19 protein-coding genes are annotated in these 21,599 nt (G+C 61.6%); 15 read left to right on the top strand and 4 right to left on the bottom strand.

Annotation, left to right across the window (positions count from 1 at the left end; translation table 11 throughout):
* Window positions 1-17 precede the first annotated feature (17 nt).
* From NCS00_RS28970 to NCS00_RS28945, 6 genes are all read left to right on the top strand, one after another.
* Entirely contained in the window at window positions 18-944 is a 927-nt protein-coding gene (locus NCS00_RS28970; RefSeq protein WP_008346221.1) for a LysR family transcriptional regulator, read from the top strand.
* A gap of 154 nt (window positions 945-1,098) precedes the next feature.
* The gene (locus tag NCS00_RS28965) at window positions 1,099-2,229 is read left to right on the top strand and encodes an aromatic ring-hydroxylating oxygenase subunit alpha (protein WP_008346220.1); all 1,131 of its coding nucleotides are present in this window, start codon (window positions 1,099-1,101) and stop codon (window positions 2,227-2,229) included.
* 19 nt (window positions 2,230-2,248) lie between these two features.
* Window positions 2,249-3,430: an ABC transporter ATP-binding protein gene (locus NCS00_RS28960; RefSeq protein ID WP_250441638.1), complete on the top strand. Its 1,182-nt coding sequence runs from the start codon at window positions 2,249-2,251 to the stop codon at window positions 3,428-3,430.
* 1 nt (window position 3,431) lies between these two features.
* Window positions 3,432-4,478: an ABC transporter substrate-binding protein gene (locus NCS00_RS28955; RefSeq protein ID WP_250441637.1), complete on the top strand. Its 1,047-nt coding sequence runs from the start codon at window positions 3,432-3,434 to the stop codon at window positions 4,476-4,478.
* A 26-nt stretch (window positions 4,479-4,504) separates the two neighbouring features.
* On the top strand, window positions 4,505-5,758 hold the full coding sequence (locus NCS00_RS28950) for an ABC transporter permease (protein ID WP_175980279.1): 1,254 nt from the start codon (window positions 4,505-4,507) through the stop codon (window positions 5,756-5,758).
* A gap of 14 nt (window positions 5,759-5,772) precedes the next feature.
* The gene (locus NCS00_RS28945; RefSeq protein WP_008346213.1) at window positions 5,773-6,591 is read left to right on the top strand and encodes an ABC transporter permease; all 819 of its coding nucleotides are present in this window, start codon (window positions 5,773-5,775) and stop codon (window positions 6,589-6,591) included.
* A 727-nt stretch (window positions 6,592-7,318) separates the two neighbouring features.
* Here the strand turns inward: NCS00_RS28945 and NCS00_RS28940 are convergent.
* Window positions 7,319-8,050 carry a Crp/Fnr family transcriptional regulator gene (locus NCS00_RS28940; protein WP_008346211.1) on the bottom strand — a complete coding sequence of 244 codons (732 nt, stop codon included), beginning with the start codon at window positions 8,048-8,050 and terminating at the stop codon, window positions 7,319-7,321.
* A 774-nt stretch (window positions 8,051-8,824) separates the two neighbouring features.
* On the opposite strand from NCS00_RS28940, the gene NCS00_RS28935 reads away from it, so the two are divergent.
* Window positions 8,825-9,679 carry a class II aldolase/adducin family protein gene (locus tag NCS00_RS28935; protein ID WP_008346210.1) on the top strand — a complete coding sequence of 285 codons (855 nt, stop codon included), beginning with the start codon at window positions 8,825-8,827 and terminating at the stop codon, window positions 9,677-9,679.
* A 127-nt stretch (window positions 9,680-9,806) separates the two neighbouring features.
* Here the strand turns inward: NCS00_RS28935 and NCS00_RS28930 are convergent, their stop codons facing one another.
* The gene (locus NCS00_RS28930) at window positions 9,807-10,244 is read right to left on the bottom strand and encodes a YqaA family protein (protein ID WP_008346207.1); all 438 of its coding nucleotides are present in this window, start codon (window positions 10,242-10,244) and stop codon (window positions 9,807-9,809) included.
* A gap of 356 nt (window positions 10,245-10,600) precedes the next feature.
* Between NCS00_RS28930 and ppnP the strand changes: the two genes are divergently transcribed.
* The 3 genes from ppnP to NCS00_RS28915 all read left to right on the top strand — a co-directional run bounded on the left by ppnP (window position 10,601) and on the right by NCS00_RS28915 (window position 12,931).
* Window positions 10,601-10,921, top strand: a complete 321-nt coding sequence (ppnP, locus tag NCS00_RS28925; RefSeq protein WP_008346204.1) for a pyrimidine/purine nucleoside phosphorylase — start codon at window positions 10,601-10,603, stop codon at window positions 10,919-10,921.
* 146 nt (window positions 10,922-11,067) lie between these two features.
* On the top strand, window positions 11,068-12,084 hold the full coding sequence (locus tag NCS00_RS28920) for a type IV toxin-antitoxin system AbiEi family antitoxin (protein WP_250441636.1): 1,017 nt from the start codon (window positions 11,068-11,070) through the stop codon (window positions 12,082-12,084).
* The gene (locus tag NCS00_RS28915) at window positions 12,062-12,931 is read left to right on the top strand and encodes a nucleotidyl transferase AbiEii/AbiGii toxin family protein (protein ID WP_250441635.1); all 870 of its coding nucleotides are present in this window, start codon (window positions 12,062-12,064) and stop codon (window positions 12,929-12,931) included. Before NCS00_RS28920 ends, NCS00_RS28915 begins: the two co-directional genes overlap by 23 nt.
* Here the strand turns inward: NCS00_RS28915 and NCS00_RS28910 are convergent.
* Window positions 12,928-13,944, bottom strand: coding sequence for a 1-aminocyclopropane-1-carboxylate deaminase (locus NCS00_RS28910; RefSeq protein WP_008346198.1), 1,017 nt, complete (start codon window positions 13,942-13,944; stop codon window positions 12,928-12,930). The two genes, NCS00_RS28915 and NCS00_RS28910, sit on opposite strands and share 4 nt — an antisense overlap.
* 151 nt (window positions 13,945-14,095) lie before the next feature.
* On the opposite strand from NCS00_RS28910, the gene NCS00_RS28905 reads away from it, so the two are divergent.
* From NCS00_RS28905 to NCS00_RS28895, 3 genes are all read left to right on the top strand, one after another.
* Window positions 14,096-14,623 (top strand): Lrp/AsnC family transcriptional regulator, encoded by a 528-nt coding sequence (locus NCS00_RS28905; RefSeq protein ID WP_008346196.1) that lies wholly within the window; start codon window positions 14,096-14,098, stop codon window positions 14,621-14,623.
* A gap of 83 nt (window positions 14,624-14,706) precedes the next feature.
* On the top strand, window positions 14,707-17,055 hold the full coding sequence (locus tag NCS00_RS28900) for a transglycosylase domain-containing protein (protein ID WP_502801607.1): 2,349 nt from the start codon (window positions 14,707-14,709) through the stop codon (window positions 17,053-17,055).
* 298 nt (window positions 17,056-17,353) lie between these two features.
* Window positions 17,354-18,529 carry a GDSL-type esterase/lipase family protein gene (locus NCS00_RS28895; RefSeq protein ID WP_250437547.1) on the top strand — a complete coding sequence of 392 codons (1,176 nt, stop codon included), beginning with the start codon at window positions 17,354-17,356 and terminating at the stop codon, window positions 18,527-18,529.
* A 69-nt stretch (window positions 18,530-18,598) separates the two neighbouring features.
* Here NCS00_RS28895 and NCS00_RS28890 read toward each other — a convergent pair whose 3' ends face one another.
* Window positions 18,599-19,474 carry a hypothetical protein gene (locus NCS00_RS28890; protein ID WP_239295288.1) on the bottom strand — a complete coding sequence of 292 codons (876 nt, stop codon included), beginning with the start codon at window positions 19,472-19,474 and terminating at the stop codon, window positions 18,599-18,601.
* Here NCS00_RS28890 and NCS00_RS28885 point away from each other — a divergent pair.
* Both NCS00_RS28885 and NCS00_RS28880 read left to right on the top strand, forming a co-directional pair.
* On the top strand, window positions 19,452-19,793 hold the full coding sequence (locus NCS00_RS28885) for a hypothetical protein (protein ID WP_241814146.1): 342 nt from the start codon (window positions 19,452-19,454) through the stop codon (window positions 19,791-19,793). The genes NCS00_RS28890 and NCS00_RS28885 overlap by 23 nt on opposite strands.
* Before the next feature lie 1,158 nt (window positions 19,794-20,951).
* Window positions 20,952-21,515: a serine O-acetyltransferase gene (locus tag NCS00_RS28880; RefSeq protein ID WP_008346189.1), complete on the top strand. Its 564-nt coding sequence runs from the start codon at window positions 20,952-20,954 to the stop codon at window positions 21,513-21,515.
* The last annotated feature ends 84 nt before the right edge of the window (window positions 21,516-21,599 follow it).

Raw genomic sequence — 21,599 nt, 5'->3', positions numbered from 1 at the left:
TTTCCGGAATGTCATCGATGGAAAGCCATCCCTTGCGCTATTCGCTGCGGCAATTGCGCTACTTCGTGGTCGCTGCCGAAGCCTTGTCCTTCACCGCCGCCGCGAAAAAACTGCATATTTCGCAGCCGTCGATATCGACCGCCCTCGCCGATCTCGAAGCATCGTTCGGCGTGCAGCTATTCATTCGCCATCATGCGAGCGGTCTGTCGCTCACGCAGGCCGGCCGCGATCTGCTCGGGCAAGCGCGCAATCTGCTGAAGATCGCGGAAGAACTGCAAATGGCCGCGAAAGAAATGGATGGCGGCATGACCGGCTCCATCGCGCTCGGCTGTCTCGTGTCGCTCGCACCGCCGTTGATGCCGGGGCTCATCAGCCGCTTCACGGCAGGGCACGCGGGCATTTCGTTTCGCACGGTCGAAGCGCATCAGGACGGCTTGTTGCGCGGCCTGCATGACGGTTCGCTCGATATCGCCCTCACCTATAGTCTGGACTTGACCGAAGACATCGCGTTCACGCCGCTGCTTTCGTTGCCGCCTTATGCGATCTTGCCGAAGACGCATCGGCTTGCGCGAGCGCGCAAGGTATCGCTCGCCGATTTGCAATCGGAGCCTTACGTGATGCTCGATCTGCCGCATAGCCGCGAGTATTTCGCCGCGCTCTTCGATGCGGTCGGCAGCCGTCCCGTGCCCGCGTTCCGGTCATCGCAACCGGAAGTCGTGCGCGGCATGGTGGCGAACGGCCTCGGCTATAGCATCCTCAACTTTCCGCTGAAGTCGAATCGCACGGTGGATGGCGAGGACTTCGTGATTAAGCGCTTCAAGGACAACGTCAACGCGACTACGTTAGGCATCGCGCAATCGCGCACAATGCGTCCGCGGCAAGTGGTGCATCGCTTCTCGTCGTTCTGCGAGAACTATATTAGGCGACTGCATATCGATACGTGAAGTTATCGGGGCTGCATAGATAAAAGCTTTGCTTTGTATCCGAAAACAATATTTTGGCTGGCAATTTGGCTTGATAGATTGATGTCCATGTCGAGCGCAATGCGGTCAAAGCCCGCGCCAGCGCGCTCTCACGAGTTGAGACAAGGAGGGCTTCATGATCGCAGTGGACACGCTCATCGACCAGTTACGGTCGAATTGCGAACGACCATTCAGCGATGCGCACGCCATGCCGCCTGGCGTCTATACATCGCCCGACTTCCTGTCACTCGAAGAGCGCGAGATCTTCGCGCATGAATGGCAATGCGTCGGCCGCGCGAGCGCGTTGAAGGAACCCGGCGATTACCTGACGGCGCAGATCGGCGCGCAGCCGATCGTCGTATTGCGCGACGAGCAGATGCAGCTCAAGGCGATGTCGAATGTGTGCCTGCATCGCATGTCGGTGCTGCTGGAAGGGCGCGGCAACAAGCGGCGCATCGTGTGCCCGTATCACGCGTGGAGTTATGGACTCGACGGCGAATTGAAGGGCGCGCCGCTCATGGACCGGCAAGAAGGCTTCTGCAAGGAAAGTTATAGGCTGCCCGCCGTGCGCTGCGAGGAATGGCAAGGCTGGATCTATGTGACGCTCGATGAAAGCGCGCCGCCCGTCGCAACGCAGCTAGCCGAACTGAGCGAATTGATCGGCGCGTATGGCATGACGGACTACATCGAAACTTTCTATGAAGAGCATGTGTGGGATACCAACTGGAAGATCCTCGCCGAAAACTTCATGGAAAGTTATCACTTGCCAATGCTGCATCGCGCGACCGTAGGGCCGCATTCGAAGCTCGAAGAGATGGAATGTCCACCGGGTTATCCCGCGTTCAACTATCACTGGATCACGAAGGAAGCGAGCTTGCCCATTGGCAATGCTCATCCGGATAACCCGCGCTTAACGGGTCATTGGCGCAAGACGACCGCACTGCTCGCGATCTATCCGACGCATCTCGTCACGCTTACGCCCGGCTATTTCTGGTATCTCGTGTTGCAGCCGCGCGGCGTCGGGCAAGTGCATATCCGCTTCGGCGGCGGTCTCGCGCCTGAATTCATCGCCGACGCGGAAGCGAACGCGCATATGTCGACATTGAAGAAGCTGCTCGACGAAGTGAACGCGGAAGACAGGCGCGGCGTGGAAGCGGTGTTTCGCGGCGTGCATGCGCCGCTCGCGAAGCCCGGAAATCTGAGCCACCTTGAACGGCCCAATTTCGACTTTGCGCGCTATATCGCGACGAAGCTCGCACAGCACTGAAAGACAGGACACGAACACGATGTCAGCCCCTTCCTTCATCTCCTTCTCCGGCGTGAGCAAATCGTATGACGGCGCCCATTACGTCGTGGAGGATTTGAACCTCGACGTGCGCAAGGGAGAATTTCTTTCGCTGCTCGGTCCGTCCGGCTCGGGTAAAACGACGACGCTGATGATGCTCGCGGGCTTCGAAACGCCGACGCAAGGCGAGATTCGTCTCGATGGCAGGCGTCTCGACGACAAGCCGCCGCATCAGCGCGACATCGGCATGGTCTTTCAGAACTACGCGCTCTTTCCGCATCTGACGATCGCGGAGAACGTCGCCTTTCCGCTTTCCGTGCGACGCGTGAGCCGCGCCGAGCAGAAGACGCGCGTGAAGCGCGCGCTGGAGATGATCGAGTTGCCCCATCTCGCGAGCCGGCGACCCTCACAGCTTTCCGGCGGGCAGCAGCAGCGCGTCGCGCTCGCACGCGCGCTCGTGTTCGAACCGAGCGTCGTGCTGATGGACGAGCCGCTCGGCGCACTCGACAAGCGCCTGCGCGAAACGATGCAATACGAAATCATGCGGCTGCACCGCGAGCTTTCGCTGACGATCGTCTACGTGACGCACGATCAGGCCGAAGCGCTGACGATGTCGGACCGGGTCGCCGTCTTTTCCGATGGCCGCATCCAGCAGGCCGCGACGCCGAGCGAGCTTTACGAGAACGCGCAGAACGCGTTCGTTGCGAACTTCGTCGGCGAGAACAACGGGCTCACGGGGCGCGTCGTCAGTGCGAACGGCGAATGGGCGACGCTGGCGCTATCGGACGGCAGCGTCATTCGCGGACGTTGCGAGCACGGCCTGCGCGCCGGCGATGAAGCGATGCTCGCGCTGCGCCCCGAACGCGCGCACATTCCCGGCACGGAAGACGCGCACGCGGACGAGCACAGCAACGTCGTGCGCGCACGCGTCGAGGAGCTCGTGTACTGCGGCGATCATCATCGCGTGCATCTGAAGCTCGGCTCGCGCGATTCCATCGTCGTCAAAGTGCCCAATACCCAGCGTCACGCATTGCCCTGCGCAGGCAGCACGATCGATATCGCGTGGCGTCACGACGACTGCAAGATTCTCGCGATGATGGCGCCAAAAAACGCGCCCGCGATTGCCCCGAGCACACCGCCCTCACCTTCTCTCATCCCGACCGCACCCGCAGGAGCCAACTGACATGCGCAATCACATCAAAGCACAATGCGCCGCACTCGCAGTATTTGCGTTTGCAACTATCTCGACACAGGCGGCGGAGACACTCTCCGTCGTGACGTTCGGCGGCGCGTTCGAAGCCGCCGCCAAGAAAGCCTGGTTCGAACCGTTCACGCAGGCAACGGGCGTGAACTTCTCGACCGAATCGTATGACGGCGGCCTCGCCAAGCTCTCCGCGATGGAGCAGGCGAAGAACACGACGTGGGATCTCATCGATCTGGAAACCAACGACGCGATCACCGCATGCGATGAAGGCCTGCTGCAGAAGTTCGACAAGAAGATGCTCGGCAAGACGAGCGACTTCATCCCCGGCTCGATCAGCGATTGCGCGGTTGCGAGCATGGTGTGGTCCACGGTCTATGCCTACGACGCGAGCAAGCTGAAGACCGCGCCGACCACTGTCAACGACTTCTTCGATTTGCAGAAATACCCCGGCAAGCGCGGCCTGCGCAAGTCGCCGAAGGTGTCGATGGAATGGGCGCTGATCGCCGATGGCGTCGACCCGAAAGATGTCTACAAGGTGCTCGGCACGCCCGCCGGCGTCGATCGCGCGTTCAAGAAGCTCGACACGATCAAGAAGAACATCGTGTGGTGGGAATCGGGCGCGCAGGCGCCGCAACTGCTCGCCGATGGCGCGGTCGTGATGGTGCAGGCCTACAACGGCCGCATCGACGACGCCGCGAAGAAAGACAACAAGCCGTTCAAGGCCGTGTGGGACGCGCAAGTCTACGACTTCGAGTGGTGGGCTATTCCGACGGGCGCGAAGCACGCCGATACCGCGGCGAAGTTCATCGTGTCGCAAGCGCAGCCGAAGGCTTCGGCGGATCTCTCGAAGTACATCGCGTATGCGCCGCCGCGTAAGGATGCGGTCGCGCTCGTCGACAAGCAGCGACTCGCCGACATGCCGACCGCGCCGGATAACTTCAAGCGCGCGGTGCAGATCAACGCGAACTTTTGGGCCGACAACGCAGATCAGATCAACAAGCGCTTCCAGGTCTGGCTCACGCAATAACGCTGTTCATGGATGAGAGTAACGACATGCCTGCATCGATTCACGCGCACGCCGCCGGTTCTCCGACGAGAGCCGATGGCCGCGCCTCGTATCAAAGAGCGCGCCGCCGCGCATCGGTGCAGGCGTTGTTGCTTGCCTTGCCGCTGATCGTGTTTTTGCTGTCGACGTTCATCGCGCCAATCGCGATGCTGCTTGCGCGCAGTGTCGAGAACAAGGAGGTGCCGGACAGCATGCCGGCGCTCACTCGTGCTCTCGATGCCTGGGACGGCCGCGGCGTGCCCGATGAACATCTGTTCGCGCTGCTCGCCTCGGGCCTGAAGGATGCGCAACAGAACGGGCAACTCGGCACCGTCGCGCGCAGGCTCAACTTCGCGCAGCCCGAGTTTCGCAGCTTGCTGATGCGGACCGCGCGCAGCGTGCGCGAGGAGACGCCGCCCGCGTGGAAGCCGGTTTTGATCGACATGGATGAACGTTGGAATTCGCCGGAGATCTGGCGTCTGTTGAAACGCGCGGCTACGTCGCCGACGCCGGACTATCTGCTTGCCGCCGTCGATGCGCAAGTGACGCCGCAAGGCAACGTCGCGTTCGTGGCGGATAACTCGTCGGTGTATCGACAGGCGTTTCTGCGCACGATATCGATCAGCGCGTCCGTCACGCTGCTGTGCCTCGTGCTCGGTTATCCGGTCGCATGGCTGCTCGCGAATCTGCCGACGCAAAGCAGCAACCGCCTGATGCTTTTCGTGATCGTGCCGTTCTGGACGTCGCTGCTCGTACGCACGACTGCGTGGTATGTGTTGCTGCAGCCGGGCGGTGTCATCAATGGCCTCTTGATGGGACTCGGTCTCGCGACGCATCCGCTGCCGCTCATCTTCAATCGCACGGGCGTGTTGATCGGCATGACGCATGTGTTGCTGCCGTACATGATTCTGGCGATCTTCTCGGTGATGAAAGGCGTGTCGCCGGTCTATCTGCGCGCGGCGCAATCGCTCGGCGCGCATCCGTTCACCGCGTTCGTGCGCGTGTACATACCGCAGACGTTGCCGGGTGTCGGCGCGGGATGCTTTCTCGTTTTCGTGCTCGCGCTCGGCTACTACATCACGCCCGCGCTGCTCGGCGGCGCGGGCGATGAAATGATCAGCCAGCTCATCGCGCTGCAGACGAATACGCAGCTCAATTGGGGGCTTGCGGGCGCGCTCTCGGCGTACCTCGTGATCTTCACCGCGATCTTCTATTTCCTGTTCAACCGCATCGTCGGCATCGACCGGTTGCGCTTCGGTTAAGGGGCCATTCTTCCATGACGGAATCACGCAACAGGGTGCTGACCGAACGCATCGCTTCCCGATGGGTGCGCGTGCATACCGCGCTCGTGCTGTTCTTTCTCGTCGCGCCGATTCTTGCGATCATCCCTTTGTCGTTCAATTCGGGATCCTACTTTTCTTATCCGTTGCAGGGGTTTTCGTTGCGCTGGTATGAGCAGGCGCTCACGAGTCCCGACTGGCAGCGCTCGCTTTTGAACAGCATCGGCATTGGTGCGGCGTCGACGTTGATCGCGACGTGTCTCGGCACGCTTGCAGCGCTCGGCCTTTCGCGTTCGCAGTTTCCGCTGCGCTCGGTCATCATGCCGATCATCATTTCGCCGATGATCGTGCCGATTGTCGTTGTCGCGGCCGGCTTCTATCTGATCTTTGCGCCGCTCGGGCTCGTCAACTCTTATCCCGGTGTGATCTTCGCGCATGCGGCGCTTGGCACGCCCTTTGTCGTGATTACCGTGACGGCGTCGTTGTTGTCCTTCGATCAAAGTCTCTTGCGTGCTGCGTCGGGGCTCGGGGCGACGCCGTGGATCGCCTTCCGGCGCGTGACCTTGCCGCTCATTACGCCGGCTGTGGCTACCGGCAGCGTGTTCGCGTTTGCTACTTCGTTCGATGAAGTTATCGTCATTCTCTTTATCGGCGGGCCGGATCAGCGAACCGTGCCGCGGCAGATGTGGAGCGGTATTCGCGATTCCATCGATCCTTCCATTCTTGCTGTTGCTACGATGCTGATCGTGTTTGCTGTTCTGCTCTTTGCCAGCATCAATTGGTTGCGGGGGCGGGCTAGTCGGGCTCTTGTTTGAAGTTTGAATCGCCCTCTGTTCGCCGTGCTTTCGCTTTCGCCGGATCCCGCTTTCGCGTCGGTCTATTGGCACTGCCCCTGTGCGGGGCGGCACTCACTTTCTTTGCTGCTGCAAAGAAAGTAAGCAAAGAAAGCAGCTACTGATGCCCGCGGTCACACGCAATTTGCGTAGTTCTCTCGTCCTAGGCGGCACTCGCCTAAAGAGTGCCCTCATAGGCCCAACCGGGCTTGGCTCGCGCACGGTCTGCCACATCGCACCACATAACAAATGGGTTCAGCACCAAATAGCTCCGGCCCGCTTCGCGGCCGACCGGTCAATCGGGTCCGCGCGTGCTTCTCTACTAACGTCTCCATCTCACTGCAATCGCCGCCCCCTTGGTTTCCCTTGCATAGCCGGCGGCAGCGCGTAGCGCTGTGCCGAAGCTCTTTCGTGCTGAACCAGTGTCCTTGGAAAACTAGCTCGTCAGACCGTGCGCGATCCAAGCCCCGTTATTGTGATGAGGGCACTCTTTAGGCGAGTGCCATCCGCGACGAGAGAATTACCCAACGTGCGTGTGACCGCGGGCCTGAAAAGCTGCTTTCTTTGGTTGCTTTCTTTGCACAGGACCAGAGTAAGCACTAAAGCGCTAACTCTGGTCGACGGCAAAGAAAGTGACTGCCGCCCCGCACAGGGGCAGTGCCGATAGATCACTAAGAAAACGGGATCCAGCGACAGAACCAAAAACAGCTTAAGCCAACGCCTCGGCCGCACGCCGCGGCAACATCCGATCAAACTCGCGCTTAACGATGCCATAGCACTCACAAGCCCGCTCCTCGAGTCCCGCACGATCGAGAATCTTGATACACCCACGGCTGTGATGAATCAGCCCCGCATCGTGCAGCTTGCCAGCCGCCTCCGTCACACCTTCACGGCGCACGCCGAGCATATCGGCGATCATCTGCTGCGTCACACGCAGTTGATCCGACGGCGTGCGATCCGTCTGAATCAGCAACCAACGGCACAGTTGCTTCGACAGCGAGTGATGACGATTACACGCGGCCGTCTGCGCCACTTGCGTCAGCAGGGCTTGCATGTACAGCAACATCACGCGGCGCAGAAAGTCGGAACGGCCGAAGTGCTCACGCAACGCACCCGCGCTCATGCGATACGCAAAGCCCGCACATTGCACCTGCACGCGCGTCGGCATCGTGTCGCCGCCCGTCAGCACCGGAACCCCCGACATTCCCTCACGTCCCACCGCCGCGACTTCAACGGAACCGCCGTCTTCCATCGTATGCAGCAGCGAAATGATCGCCGTGGTCGGGAAATACACGTGATGAATGCGCTGCCCGGAATCGCACAACAACTGCTCCGTGCGCAACTGGACCAGCTCGAGATGCGGTGCGATAGCCTGCCATTCCTGCGCCGGAAGCGCGCCCAACAGATGATTGCCGTGCAGATCGGATTGAAGTGTCAACATTTTTCTTAGTCTCGTGCGTTTGCGCTTCGCGCTTTTGATTTCTTCTGGCTCGCAACAGGATTCGCGCATGCGTCTGATGGCATACATCGAACCTGTTGCGTCCAGCCCCGTAGTACGAACCCGCTGCTTCTTCTTGTTTGATACCGCAGCGATGTTCGTGCGTGGTCATACATTAGCGAGAGGTGTGCCAGCGAACGCCAATCCTTATACCAACAGGACTTTGCGCGATTCCCCACGCAAAGCGCCGAGAACGTGCGCTCAAGTACGAAGAAAATTGATTCACCCGTGAAAAGCGACCTTCAGACGGATCGCGGGCGATGGCAGCAGAACGCCAAACGTTTTCGTCTGGCGAATGTCTTGTCAGAGCAGGCTCCGCCGATGCGCTCATCTAGCGAAACGAAGCCAATCGGAGGCTCGAAAGCCTTGTCGTAGCAGAAACAGCCCGCACGCGAAAAATGTTGCAAAGGTGGTTAACGGCGATGCGCGTCGTTTTTAAACCCCCGATGCCGAGTCGCGCGAAAGCCTTATGCGACAGGCGTCCGCGGGATTCTCAAAGGCTTGGCACAGGATGCGGACGTGAACCGTCGCGGTTTCGCGGCGCGGCGAAAAATGTTGCATCGCTTAAACCTCGGTGAATTTCGAATTCGGCAGCCGCTTCAAACCTTTGGCGCATGAATGTGACTCATGCCACGTTGAACAACCTTCGTTTGTGCGCAAGCATCGCTACCGGCACCATGCGTGACATACCCACTTCTATCCGCATGGAGCGAAAAGATGAGCGACGTCATGGAGACCCCCGCAAAGACCGCCGATCAGGCCATCGATCTCAAGGGCCGCGTATCGATCTATCAGCCGGAGCAGCAAGGCTTGATCTTCCCCGAGCTGCCCACGTTTGCGAGCCACGCGGAACATCGTCAGTACCTGAAGGAGCGCCTCGTCGCCGCGTGCCGCGCCTTCGCGCTGCAGGGCTTCGATTACGGGTTCGCGGGCCATCTCACCGTGCGCGATCCGGAGCATCCGTCGCTTTACTGGACCAATCCGATGGCCGTCCACTTCGCGCAAGTGAAGGTGTCTAATCTGATCTGCGCGGATCATCAGGGCAACGTGGTCGAAGGCGATTACGCGGTCAATCGCGCGGGCTTCGTGCTGCACGCGGCCGTGCATGAGCAGCATCAGGACATCGTCGCGATGTGCCACGCGCATACCGTCTACGGCACCGCCTTCGCGGCGCTCGGCAAGCCGCTCATTCCGATGTCGCAGGACGCGTGCGCGTTCTTCGAAGACCACGTCGTGATCGGCGATGAAGCCGGCAAGGTCGCCGTCGAAGTGAAGGGCGGCAACAAGGTCGCGAATGCGTTCAAGGGCGTGAAGGCCGCGATCCATCAGAATCATGGCCTACTCACGGCGAGCCGCCACAGCATCGATTCGGCGGCGTTCTGGTTCATCGCGCTCGAGCGTTGCTGCCAGCAACAACTGATGATCGAAGCGACCGGCATCACGCCGAAGCTCGTGCCCGAAGACCGCGCGCGCTATAGCCGGGAGCATGTGGGCAGCGACTACATCGGCTGGCTGCACTTCCAGACGATCTGGAACGATCTCGTCGCCACGCAGCCCGACATGTTCGACTGATTCCATTATGTTGCAGCCCCTCGCCTTCGGAGAAAGGCGAGGCGATTCCCCATGACTACGTCGAGACAAGCGTTCCCGGCGTCGCCTGGGTATCAGCGCGCGGACACATCTGAAGATGCCGACCGATCTAGATCAATCGCATCGTCACAGCCGCCAAGACAAGGTAACGTCCGAGCTTCGCAACCGTGACCAACGCGACGAATGGCAGAAGAGGCTCACGCATCACCCCAGCCAGGAGAGTAAGAGGATCACCAATGACGGGCGCCCAACTAAGCAAGAGCGACCATTTCCCTAAACGTTGATACATGCGCTGCGCGCGGTCCAATTTCTCGTCTGACACTGGAAACCAGCGGCGGCTCTTGAAGCGCTCGATGTATCGCCCCAAAACCCAATTGACCAGTGAACCCAACACGTTGCCGATCGTCGCGACCAGTATCAACGTTGCAGTTGAATAGCTTTTACTCAGCAGCAAGCCCACAAGCACAGCCTCCGATTGAAGAGGCAGAAGGGTGGCTGCGCCGAATGCGGCAAGAAACAATCCTCCGTATGCCGACAGCGTCAGCATGTCTTGAAGGGCATGCCAGCGCCTCGAATCGCTATTGCCATGGGTCTGTCCGAACTAGCTATTGATCGGCGAATAAATAGATGAAGCGAAAGATCGCTAACGTTGCCAACGCGAGCAGAAGTTGGTTCGCGATTCTATCGTATCGGTTTTGGAACTCTGACAATCGCGGTTTATACCTGAAACGCTCTCGCGACTGTCTTGCCTCCACATGCGGTTGCATTGGATCCTGATGCCGAAACGGCTCGTGAATCGCTGATTGTTCCTGCTGGCTCGAAACAGGCGATGCGATGTGAGTCGCATCGCCTTTTTTGTATGATGGCGGACCATCCCTCGCAACCGTCCAAAGGACCATCATCATGACCGCCGCAACGCAATTCGATCAGGTTTCCGTCATCAAACGCGCCAATGTCTACTTCGACGGCAAGTGCGTGTCGCACACGGTTCTCTTCGCCGATGGCACCAGGAAAACGCTCGGCGTGATCCTGCCGGGCACGCTCAACTTCGGCACCGACGCGCCCGAGCTCATGGAGGTGCAGGCAGGCCAGTGCCGTATTCGGCTCGACGGCAGCGATGAGTGGAAGACGTATAAGGCGGGCGAATCGTTCTCGGTGCCGGGCAAAAGCCGATTCGATATCGACGTGACGGAAACGCTGGATTACGTTTGTAGTTATCTTTGATTGGCGTGAAGGGGAAATGCGGTGCCGGGTAGGGATTCCGCACCTCATGATTCTTAGAGTGGATTTCGGCAAGACGAACTCCGTCCAACTTTTATGTCTGTCCACGTTTCGTGTACACTGACCAAAATTGGACGCCCAACCCGCCGATGCCACCCACCGACCAACTCGCCGAAGCCGCCGCAGCCGCCTTCACGGAGGCGACCGGCTTCGCCGCACGCAGCGTCAAACCACCCGCGCGCGGCGGCTACGACGCCGCCATCGAATTCCGCGTCGGCGGCGCGCGCTTCAAGCGCCCTGTCATCGTGCGGGAAAACATCGACCGGTTCAGCGCGTTATCCGCGTTCAGCGCCTCGGTCGCGCAGAACGGCGGCGCGAAACCCGCGCTCGTTACCGCGCATCTCTCCCCCGACATGATCCGCGCCTGCCGCGATCTGAACGTCGATGCCCTCGATCTCGCCGGCAACGCGAGCGTCATCGAAGGCGATGGCGTCGTCGTGATCGTGTCGGGCCGTCCGCGCGTCGCGCACGGCAAGGCGCGCCGCTCGAAAACCTGGACGAAGTCGACGTTGCGCGTCACGGCCGCCCTGCTCATCACGCCCGCGCTGCTGCAACGGGGCTATCGCGATATCGCGCAACACGCGGGCGTGAGCCACGGCACGGTGCAAAACGCGGTGCGGGCGCTCATCGATCATCGCGATGTATTCGAGCGGCCCGACGGCGCCGGCCTGCAAATCGCCGACAAGGAACGGCTCATCGACGAATGGGTGACGCTGTATCCGCGGCAATTGCGCGAATCGCTGCTGATCGGGCGTTATCGCGCGGAGTCGAACGACTGGTGGCGCGACGTGCCCGGCCTGCCGGGTCAATGCCAGTTCGGCGGCGAGCCGGCCGCAGCGATACTCACGGAATACCTGAAGCCCGCGACCGTCACCGCGTATTGCGCCGACGCCGCGCCGCGCGAATGGATCAAGGCGGCGCGGTTGCGGCCCGATCCCGCCGGAAACGTCGAATTCCTGCGCGCGCCCGTGGCGCTCGCGCCCGTCGATGGTCTTCCGCCGAACGTCGTCGCGCCGCTCATCGTCTATGCGGATCTCGTCGCGAGCGGCGACCCGCGCAATCTCGAAACCGCCAGGATGCTGCGTGAACGCTATCTTGCCGCTTGAACTGCTGCCGCATCGCCCGCTCGCCGGCGTCTTTTCCGCGATGCTGCGCGAAGTCGTCGCCGCGTCGCACGCGACGAACATCGCGTGGTTCGTCGGCGGCGCGAGCGCGCGCGACATCCTGCTCACGCACGTCCACGACATCGAGGCGACGCGCGCCACCGCCGACGTCGATATCGGCATCTCGATTCAAAGCTGGACCGGCCACGACGCGCTGCGGCAAGCGCTCGTCGCGTCGGGGCATTTCACCGCGCCGAAAGGCTCGGCGCATCGGCTGAATTTCAACGCGCCGCAGACCGGCGAGCGCACGTGGCTCGATATCGTGCCCTTCGGCGGCGTGCAGGACGCGCACGGCGAAATCGCGTGGCCGCCGGATGGTTCGGTGCGGATGAACGTCGCGGGTTTTCGCCAGGCGCTCGATGCGGCGCTCGCCGTGCGCGTCGCGCGCGATCTCGTCGTGCCGGTCGCTTCGCTGCCCGCGCAGGCGATGCTGAAGATCATCGCGTGGCAAGACCGGCACGCCGCCGACCGCAAGGACGCGATCGACCTGCTCTTTCTGATGGCGCGTTACGCTCAAGCCGGCAACCTCGATCGTCTTTATGCCGATGCCTTCGATCTCGTCGAGCGCCACGGACACGATCCGGATATCGCGGGCGCGGCGCTTCTCGGCCGCGACACGGCCGCGCTCGTCGATGAAAACCTCCGCGCGCAGATTCTCGCGATCCTGCGCCCCGGCGATCCCGCGCCGCCGATCCTCACGCACATGCTCGGCTCGCGCATGCGAGTCTTCGAAGCGGATACGTCGGAACGCGTCGCCGCATTGTTCGACGCATTCCGCAGCGCGTTCTAGCCGTTGCGAAACAGATAGCTGTACGCGTTGAGCGCGGGCACCCCGCCGAGATGCGCGTAGAGCACTTTCGAGCCTTCGGGGAATTCGCCGTTGCGCACCATCTGGATCATGCCGTCCATCGATTTGCCTTCGTAGACGGGATCGGTCAGCACGCCTTCGAGCCGCGCGCACAGACGGATCGCCTCGAGCGTGCCTTCGTTCGGCAGGCCGTATTCGGGGCCGCCGAAGCGCGTATCGAGAATCACGTCGTCGCGCGTGATGTCCTGGCCGAGATCGACGAGTTCCGCCGTGTGCTTCGCGATCCGCAGAATCTGCTCGTGCGTCTGCTCCGGTTTCGCCGATGCATCGATGCCGATCACGCGCCGCGCGCGCCCATCCGCCGCGAAGCCGACCACCATGCCCGCCTGCGTGCTGCCCGTCACCGAGCACACGACGATGTAGTCGAACTTGAAGCCCAGCTCCGCTTCCTGCGCGCGCACTTCCTCCGCGAAGCCGACGAAACCGAGGCCGCCCAGCGGATGCTCCGAGCAACCCGCCGGCACCGGAAACGGCTTGCCGCCCGCCGCGCGCACGCTTTCCATCGCGTCCTGCCAGCTTTTGCGGATGCCGATATCGAAGCCATCGGCGACGAGGCGCACGTCCGCGCCCATCATCCGCGACATCTGGATATTGCCGACGCGGTCATAGACGGCATCGGAGTAATTGACCCAGTTTTCCTGCACGAGCACGCACTTCATGCCGAGATGCGCCGCGACCGCGGCGACCTGGCGCGTCTGATTCGACTGCACGCCGCCGATGGAAACCAGCGTGTCGCAGCCTTCGGCGATCGCCTCGGGAATCAGATATTCGAGCTTGCGCGTCTTGTTGCCGCCAAACGCGAGGCCGCTGTTGCAGTCCTCGCGCTTCGCGTACAACTCGACCTTGCCGCCGAGATGCGCGGACAGGCGCTTGAGCGGCTGAATGGGCGTCGGTCCGAACGTGAGCGGATAGCGGGGAAAACGTTGCAGATTCATGTCGGCATCCTCGTGATGGTGGGACTGCATGACAGAATCGTAGAGATTCTCGTGACGGATCGGGTTGCGAAAAAATGCCGTTCGGCCTAACGTTTTTGGACGCGAGACGCTGTTCGCTAACTTTTATTTCGTACAAGAGCCCATTGAAGCAATGAAAAAAACCGCATCCGCTCCAAACCCGCATCCGGCAAGCGTCCAGACCGATCGCGTCGATCGCGCGATCCTGCGTCAGTTGCAGCGCGATGCGTCGATCTCGAACGTCGCGCTCGCGGAGAAGGTCAATCTGAGTCCGCCCGCGTGTCTGCGGCGCGTCGAGCGGCTGCGCGAAGCGGGGCTGATCCGCGCGACCGTCGCGCTGCTCGATCCGAAAGCGCTCGATGCCGGCATGCTCGTCTTGATCGGCGTGATCCTCGACCGCTCGACGCCCGATTCCTTCGACGCCTTCGAGAAAGCCGCTCAGAAAGTGCCCGGCTGCATGGAATGCCACGTCGTGACCGGCGAATTCGACTTCTTCATGCTGATCCGCACGCGCGACAGCGAAAGCTTCAACCGGCTCCACGCCGAAAAGCTGCTCTATCTGCCGGGCGTGCGGCAGATCCGCACGTTCGTCGTGTTGCGTGAGGTGCTTTCGACGACGGCGTTTCCAATCGGCGAATCGGCGGGAACGCGGGCGGTGTAGCGTCGGCGACACTTTTGCGAAAGACCTGCTGAAAAATTACGCTACGATTCAGGGTTTTCCATGTCCGGGCATCCCGTTTCGTTGTGACCGCGTCTGATTTCAAAGCCTGGGCCAAGGCGATTCTGGCTCGCCTCGCGTCGCGGCTGCGTCCGCATCTGCGTGCGCGTTCGCTGCTCCTTCTGCCGGCGCTCTTTCTTATCTATGTGCTGGTGCTGATTCCGTTCACGCCCGGTATCCGCGATATCCGCCGTGCAAAAGTCGATCAGCCCGCGCAGATCTATTCCGCCGACGGCAAGCTCCTCGCCGAATTCAAGCCGACGCATCGCGAATGGGTGAGTCTCAAGCAGATTTCGCCGCAGGTGATCGACGCGCTCATCTCGACCGAAGACCGGCGGTTCTATCAGCATCACGGCATCGACTTCCGGCGCACGGCGGGCGCGGCGCTGCGCACGTTCTCGGGCGACCGGCAAGGCGGCTCGACGCTCACGCAGCAGCTCGCGCGCAATCTGTATCCCGAGGAAATCGGCCGCTCGCAGACGCTCACGCGCAAGCTGAAGGAAGCGATCACGGCGTTCAAGATCGAAGCGCTCTATTCGAAGGACGAGATTCTCGAAACGTATCTGAACACGGTGCCGTTCCTGTACAACGCGTACGGCATCGAAATGGCCGCGCGCACTTACTTCGACAAATCCGCCGGCCAGCTCGACGTGCTCGAAAGCGCGACGCTCATCGGCATGTTGAAGGGCAACAGTTACTACAACCCGGTGATCAATCCGGAGCGCGCGCTCGACCGGCGCAACATCGTCCTCGGGCAGATGGTCAAGTTCGGCCACTTGCCGGCGACCAAACTCGACGCGCTGAAGAAACGTCCGCTGCGCATCGACTTCGAGCGGCAGACGGAAGCGCCCGGCCGCGCGCCGCACTTCGCGCAGCAGTTGCGCAAATGGCTGATCGGCTGGGCCGACGACAACGACTACAACATCTATTCCGATGGCCTCGTCGTGCGCACGACCATCGATTCGCGTCTGCAGGCGATGGCGACGAACGCGCTCGCGCTGCAGGGCAACCAGTTGCAATCGATCGCCAACGCGGCGTGGGGCGGCCGCGCCGGTTGCGCGAACGCGAACGCCGATCTCGGGCACGCGTTCATCCGCGAGACGGACGCATACCGCGCGCTGCGCACGGGCGGCGCGAACGACGCCGACGCCATCAAGAAACTCGGCTCGGACCGCGCCTTCATGCAGGCGCTGTGCGAGGACAAGACGCGCGTGCAGGCCGCGTTCGTCGCGCTCGATCCGCGCAACGGGCAGATCAAGGCGTGGGTCGGCAGCCGCGATTTCACGCAGGATCCGTTCGATCACGTCGCGCAGGCGCGCCGCCAGCCCGGCTCGACCTTCAAGCCTTTCGTCTACGGCGCGGCGTTCGAGCGCGGCGCGAAGCCGGCCGATACGATCGTCGATCAGACCGTCGAAATCCCGATACGCGGCGACGAAATCTGGCGCCCGACCGACGACTCGCCGCCGTCGGGCCGTCCCGTGAGCCTGCGCGACGGCATCGCGTATTCGAAGAACCGCATCAGCGCGCAGTTGATGGAACAAGTCGGTCCGGGACGCGTCGCGCGGCTCGCGCGTGACATGGGCGTGCGCGACAGTCATCTCGACGTGGTGCCGTCGCTCGCGCTTGGCACGAGCCCGGTGACGCTGAGGGAAATGGTGTCGGCGTACGGCACGATCGCGAACGACGGCAGTTATATGGAGCCGCTGCTCGTCACGCGCATCGAGAACAAGGACGGCGAAGTCCTCGCGCAGTTCGAGAGCACGCCCGAGCGCGCGCTGTCCGTCGATGCGACGCGCAAGCTCGTCGATGTGATGCGCGACGTCATCAACCGCGGCACCGGCACGACGATCCGCACGCGCTTCGGCATTCGCGCGGATGTCGCGGGCAAGACCGGCACTACGCAGGACAACGCCGACGGCTGGTTCATCCTGATGCATCCGCAACTCGTCGCGGGCGCGTGGGTCGGCTTCAACGACAGCCGCGTCACGCTGCGCAGCGATTACTGGGGCCAAGGCGCGCACAGCGCGTTGCCGATCGTCGGCGACTTCATGCAGCGTTCGCTGCGTTCGCATCTGATCGATGCCCGCGCGCGCTTCGATACGCAGGAAGCGCCGGGCATGTGGCAAACGATGCTCACGAACGCAAAAACCTGGTTCGACGAGACGTTCTCGAAAGCGCCGAAGCCGGGCAAGCCGAAAACCGCGCAGACGGCGGCGCAGCATCCGGTGCGTCCGAAGCGGCCGCCTTCGGAGCCCGCCGCCGAAGTGACCGAAGAGCCGCCGCAACCGCCAGTGTTTACGACGATGCCGCCGATCCTGCCCACGCCCGGCGAAACTGCAAGCTCTCCGGCGCCCGCTTCCGACGTGCAACCGTAAACGCTTACGCCGCCCGCGAACAAAGGCGGGTGCTTGCGTAGACAGTTAGTTGCGAGCTAGCGACGAAAGACTTGCGTATCGGGCGAAATGAGCGCGCGCGCACAGAGCACGCGCACAAATGGTGCTCCGATTCACCAAGGCGAAACAAACGCATTCAAAGATTTCGCCGCGCACCCCGGCGCGCTGTGGCCACATGCGCCCGCCAAAAGTCTCGCGCACTGCGAGACGTCTATCTCATTCCAGGCTGGTTTCGGAGAACAAGTTGAACAAGCGATTTCCTCGCCTCAAGCGAGCCCTCGTGGCCACCGCGCTCGCCTTGCCGCTTACGTCGTCGAGTTTTGCGCAGAACATCAGCGCTACCCTGCCGTGGACCGGCACCTGGAGCACCGCGCCGATGATCGTCGGCGGCGGCGGCTTCAATAATCAGACCATCCGGCAGATCGTGCACACGAGCATCGGCGGGACGGCCGCCGGCGTCCAGTTTTCCAATCAGTACGGCAGCGAGCCGCTCGTGATCGGCGACGTGCGCGTCGCGTTGCGCGCCGACGGCAAACGCACCGTGCCGGGCAGCGACCGGGCCGTCACCTTCAACGGTCAGCCCTTCGTGACGATTCCGCCCGGCAAGACGGAGATGAGCGATCCGATCGCGATCGCGGTGCCGGCGATGTCGGACATCGTCGTCAGCGCCTATCTCCCGCAGCAGACGCCATCGGAAACCACCGGTCACGCCGAAGGCCTGCAGGACGTGTACGTCGCGCCCGGCGATGTCAGCGCCGACACCGAATTCGCGGGCGGCGTGGTCAACGCGCTCGGCGCGCAGTCGTATTACTTCCTCACCGACGTCGTCGTGCAGAACGCCAGTGCGACGGGCGCGGTGGTCGCGTTCGGCGCGTCGATCACGGACGGCATCGATTCGCCGCCGAACACGAACGGCCGCTGGCCCAACCTGCTCGCCGCGCGTCTGCAGCAGGCGGGCATGACGGTGGGCGTGCTGAATCAGGGTATCGCCGGCAACGATTTCTTCACGAACGACGCGGGCGATGCCGGCCTCACGCGCTTCCAGCGCGACGTGCTCGACAAGTACAACGTCAAGTGGGTCATCATTTCCGACGATGCCGTCAACAACCTGATCGGCGGATCGCCGCCGACGGCCGCGCGCCTGAACAGCGCGTTCGCGCAACTGACGCAGAGCGCGCACGCGGCGGGCGTCAAGGCGATCTGCTCGACGCTCACGCCGTTCGAGGGCGTGTCGCCGTGGACGGCCGACATCGAAGCGACGCGGCAAGCGGTGAACGCGTTCGTCGCGACGCCCGACAGCGGCTGCGACGCCGTGCTCGATCAGGCCGCCGCGCTCGGCGATCCGGCCAATCCGCCTGTCATGCTCGGTGCGTACGACAGCGGCGACCATCTGCATCCGAATCAGGCGGGGCTGCAGGCGATCGCCAATTCCGTGAATCTCAACTGGCTCAAGTAGGCGGCGCGGAAAAGCAAAAAACGCCATGCGGAAAATTCATCCGCATGGCGTTTTTCGTTTCATCGCCGATTACGACTTGACGATCGTCGGGTTCTGCACGTTGATGCGCGGACCCGCGTTGTCCCACTGCTCGACGATCAGCGGGTACTTCCACTTCGGATTCGTGCTGCTGATCTGACCGTTGACGATGTAGCCGTCGAGCGACAGACCCTGAACCGCGAACGAACCGCCGGGGCTGGTCGTGTCGACGTGGTTGTTGATCGCGATCGTGACCGTCTTGCTGATCGGACCCGGCAGCGAGCCGAACCACACGTTGATGCCGCCGCCCTTGCAGTTCGCCGTCGTCGGGCTGTTGATCGTGATGCTCTTGAACACGGCCGAGTTGTCGTTCGGTTCGAAGTCGAGACCGCAAGCCGGCGCCGTGCCGGTGATGTTCTGCCAAATCGGGCTGTTGAACGTGATCGTGTCGCCCGAGATGATCGACACACCCTGACGGCGGCAGCCGTCGGCCTTGTGGTTGTCGACGACGAGGTTGTACGTCGGCGTGTTCTTCTTGCTCTGGCTGTCGTTGATGTAGATGCCGTCGCCCCACGTGTTGATCGTGGTCGGCGCGATCAGGTGCACGTTCTGTGCGCCGATGATCGAGAAGCCCATGCCGTGCTCGCCGCCCGAAGCCGAGTTCAGCTCCTTGCTGCCGTCGAGGTACGCGTTTTCGACGATGACGTTGCTCACGTCTTCGATGAGCATCATCTGGTAGATGTCGGCGTTGTGCGGGAGCAGCTTGATCGAAGCGCCCGACGCAAAGCGGATGTGCGTGTTCGTGCGCAGCTTGAGACCCGTCGTGTCGATGCGGACCTGGCCCGAGATCAGGAGAATCTGACCGACGGAACCGTCGATGGCGGCTTGCAGCGCGGCGCGGTCGTTGGTCGAGCCGTCGGCCTTCACGCCGAACGACGATGCGTTGATGGTGCCTGCGGTGTTCGTGCTGGCGGCGTTCGTCGAGCTTGCCGCGGCCGGCGCGCTGGCGGTCGTCGTGGCGCTTGCCGACGAAGCCGAGCTCGCGGGCGTCGCCGTCGAGGCGCCGCTGCCAGTGTTACGGCGTCTCCAGCGATCGGCGACCGAATCGGGGGCCGCGCTGTCGCTGCCGCCGCCGCATGCGGCGAGCACAAACGCGCCGCTACCCGCGATAAGCGAGGTCAGGAGTTTGCGACGGGTTGCGATACGCGTGTCGACGACGGTGTTGTCTGCCTGGGTGTCTGCCTGAGTGTTGTTCGAAAGCATTGTCTTTCCGAGTTGGTTGTGCGTTGTCGACGGGCGGACCCGTTCATGCGACTACGGCCGCACGCAACGTTTCTTTATGGGCGTGAGATGACCAACGCAAATTCAGCAGGCGCAAACGATTGCGCCGCTCAGCGCTCGACAGCCGCACACGGCGACTCCGAAAGGCATCTCGGCGAAAAACATGACGACTTCGGGATTGGACGAACCAGAGTCGGAAGAGCCAGATAATCCGGAAGTACCCACTCAACCCCGCGCTTGATCGGCCCGCGAACGGGCTGATGAAGCGCTGAAGTCTGACGGCAGTAATTACCGTCTTTTTTAAATCCTACAGATTGTTACGAGGCGTTTCTACCCGGCACTTGTTACAAAATGTACGCTTGTAACTTATTATTTTGCTTTTCCGCGTCTTTATTGCTGTGTATTTCCGCTTTTAATCGACGGCGAGTAAATTAATCTACCGCTTTTTTAATGTTAATACCGTAGATGAATAACACCACTTCAAACCAGTTGAGGTACGATGACTAATAATCATCTGAAGAATCGATTATAACGACACGAACGTTCACCCGCCGAGAGCGCGACCTATCGCCTCGGAAGGCCCGGTGGGGCTTGCAGAGCGCCTTTCGTATGCCGAAACGAGCAACGATCCCCCGATTATTTCGCCTTATTGACCGGTCAATCCGCCGACGATTATCCAGACGCGCACCAAAATTGCCGCATCTGCACGGTTGCAGTCCCAACATTACATTCAAGTAAGCACCGTTTTAAACGATTTCATCCGACGAATCGGATTTTGTAAGTGCGGTCCAAAAACTTTTTTCATTCAAAAGACGAAAGACCCTACAGGGCTTACCCTTATCGGGTTTTTACGAATCGGATCATTTTCCGCTGAATCCCGCGCGCAGCCTGGGATTCGAGCGAAACGCTAATGATCTGATTAAAGAAACCGGTTTATTCAACAGACAAAACAGGCGAAAGTTGGAATCGTTTCGATTGCCAGCCGGTCATATGTTCCGTTTCGCACTGATCCAGTTGGACAGAAAGACTAGTCTCGGATTTGGTGCGCTCAGCACAGTCGGGGGAACGGCCGATTCCGGCCGGAGGTATTACAAGAAATCACACGACCAGCGGATACACCGCGATGAAAACCTTTGATCTGATCAAAAGCGATCTCTATCGCTATACGGGCGAGTACAGCGTCATGCTCCTTCTCGAGCAACTGATGCTGAACGAAGGGTTCAACTACATGTTCTGGCTGCGCCTCGCGAGCGCCGCGTCGTCGCGGCCCATGCGCCTCGTGCTCAACCACATCGTGCGTCTGAAGCAGCGCCGCTTCGGGTTCGTCATCAGTCCGCGCACGCGCATCGGGCCGGGCTTCTATATCAGTCATATCGGCACGATCGCGGTAAACCCGACGGCGGTCATCGGCGCGAACTGCAACATCTCGCAGGGCGTGACCATCGGATCGAATCACGGCAAGGCGGCTACCATCGGCAACAACGTGTATATCGGGCCGAACGTCTGCATCATCGAAGACGTGACCATCGGCGACAACGTGACGATCGGCGCGGGCAGCGTCGTGACGAAGGATATTCCGCCGAACGTCACGGTGGCCGGCTGCCCGGCGCGCATTCTGACCGACGACGCCACGCCCGAGCGGGCGGCGCGCTACATCATGCGTCCGTGGCAGACAGGCGCGGTATGAAGGGCCGGCTTCGGCATGGCGAGGTGCCTTAGCGAACAGTCACGCCGCCCGTTTTGGTGCACGCTCTCCTCTCTCACGCGAAAG

Source organism: Caballeronia sp. AZ1_KS37 (genome assembly GCF_023631165.1).
In the GTDB taxonomy this organism is placed as follows: Bacteria; Pseudomonadota; Gammaproteobacteria; order Burkholderiales; family Burkholderiaceae; genus Caballeronia; species Caballeronia zhejiangensis.
Note: the sequence above shows the minus strand (reverse complement) of the source record. Positions and strands in the feature narration are given on the sequence as shown.

What these genes read in the sequence shown, in the direction of transcription:
- NCS00_RS28970 (WP_008346221.1), top strand. Translation starts at nt 18, where the DNA reads ATGGAAAGCCATCCCTTGCGCTATTCGCTGCGGCAATTGCGCTACTTC.
- NCS00_RS28965 (WP_008346220.1), top strand. Translation starts at nt 1,099, where the DNA reads ATGATCGCAGTGGACACGCTCATCGACCAGTTACGGTCGAATTGCGAA.
- NCS00_RS28960 (WP_250441638.1), top strand. Translation starts at nt 2,249, where the DNA reads ATGTCAGCCCCTTCCTTCATCTCCTTCTCCGGCGTGAGCAAATCGTAT.
- NCS00_RS28955 (WP_250441637.1), top strand. Translation starts at nt 3,432, where the DNA reads ATGCGCAATCACATCAAAGCACAATGCGCCGCACTCGCAGTATTTGCG.
- NCS00_RS28950 (WP_175980279.1), top strand. Translation starts at nt 4,505, where the DNA reads ATGCCTGCATCGATTCACGCGCACGCCGCCGGTTCTCCGACGAGAGCC.
- NCS00_RS28945 (WP_008346213.1), top strand. Translation starts at nt 5,773, where the DNA reads ATGACGGAATCACGCAACAGGGTGCTGACCGAACGCATCGCTTCCCGA.
- NCS00_RS28940 (WP_008346211.1), bottom strand. Translation starts at nt 8,050, where the DNA reads ATGTTGACACTTCAATCCGATCTGCACGGCAATCATCTGTTGGGCGCG.
- NCS00_RS28935 (WP_008346210.1), top strand. Translation starts at nt 8,825, where the DNA reads ATGAGCGACGTCATGGAGACCCCCGCAAAGACCGCCGATCAGGCCATC.
- NCS00_RS28930 (WP_008346207.1), bottom strand. Translation starts at nt 10,244, where the DNA reads ATGCTGACGCTGTCGGCATACGGAGGATTGTTTCTTGCCGCATTCGGC.
- ppnP (WP_008346204.1), top strand. Translation starts at nt 10,601, where the DNA reads ATGACCGCCGCAACGCAATTCGATCAGGTTTCCGTCATCAAACGCGCC.
- NCS00_RS28920 (WP_250441636.1), top strand. Translation starts at nt 11,068, where the DNA reads ATGCCACCCACCGACCAACTCGCCGAAGCCGCCGCAGCCGCCTTCACG.
- NCS00_RS28910 (WP_008346198.1), bottom strand. Translation starts at nt 13,944, where the DNA reads ATGAATCTGCAACGTTTTCCCCGCTATCCGCTCACGTTCGGACCGACG.
- NCS00_RS28905 (WP_008346196.1), top strand. Translation starts at nt 14,096, where the DNA reads ATGAAAAAAACCGCATCCGCTCCAAACCCGCATCCGGCAAGCGTCCAG.
- NCS00_RS28880 (WP_008346189.1), top strand. Translation starts at nt 20,952, where the DNA reads ATGAAAACCTTTGATCTGATCAAAAGCGATCTCTATCGCTATACGGGC.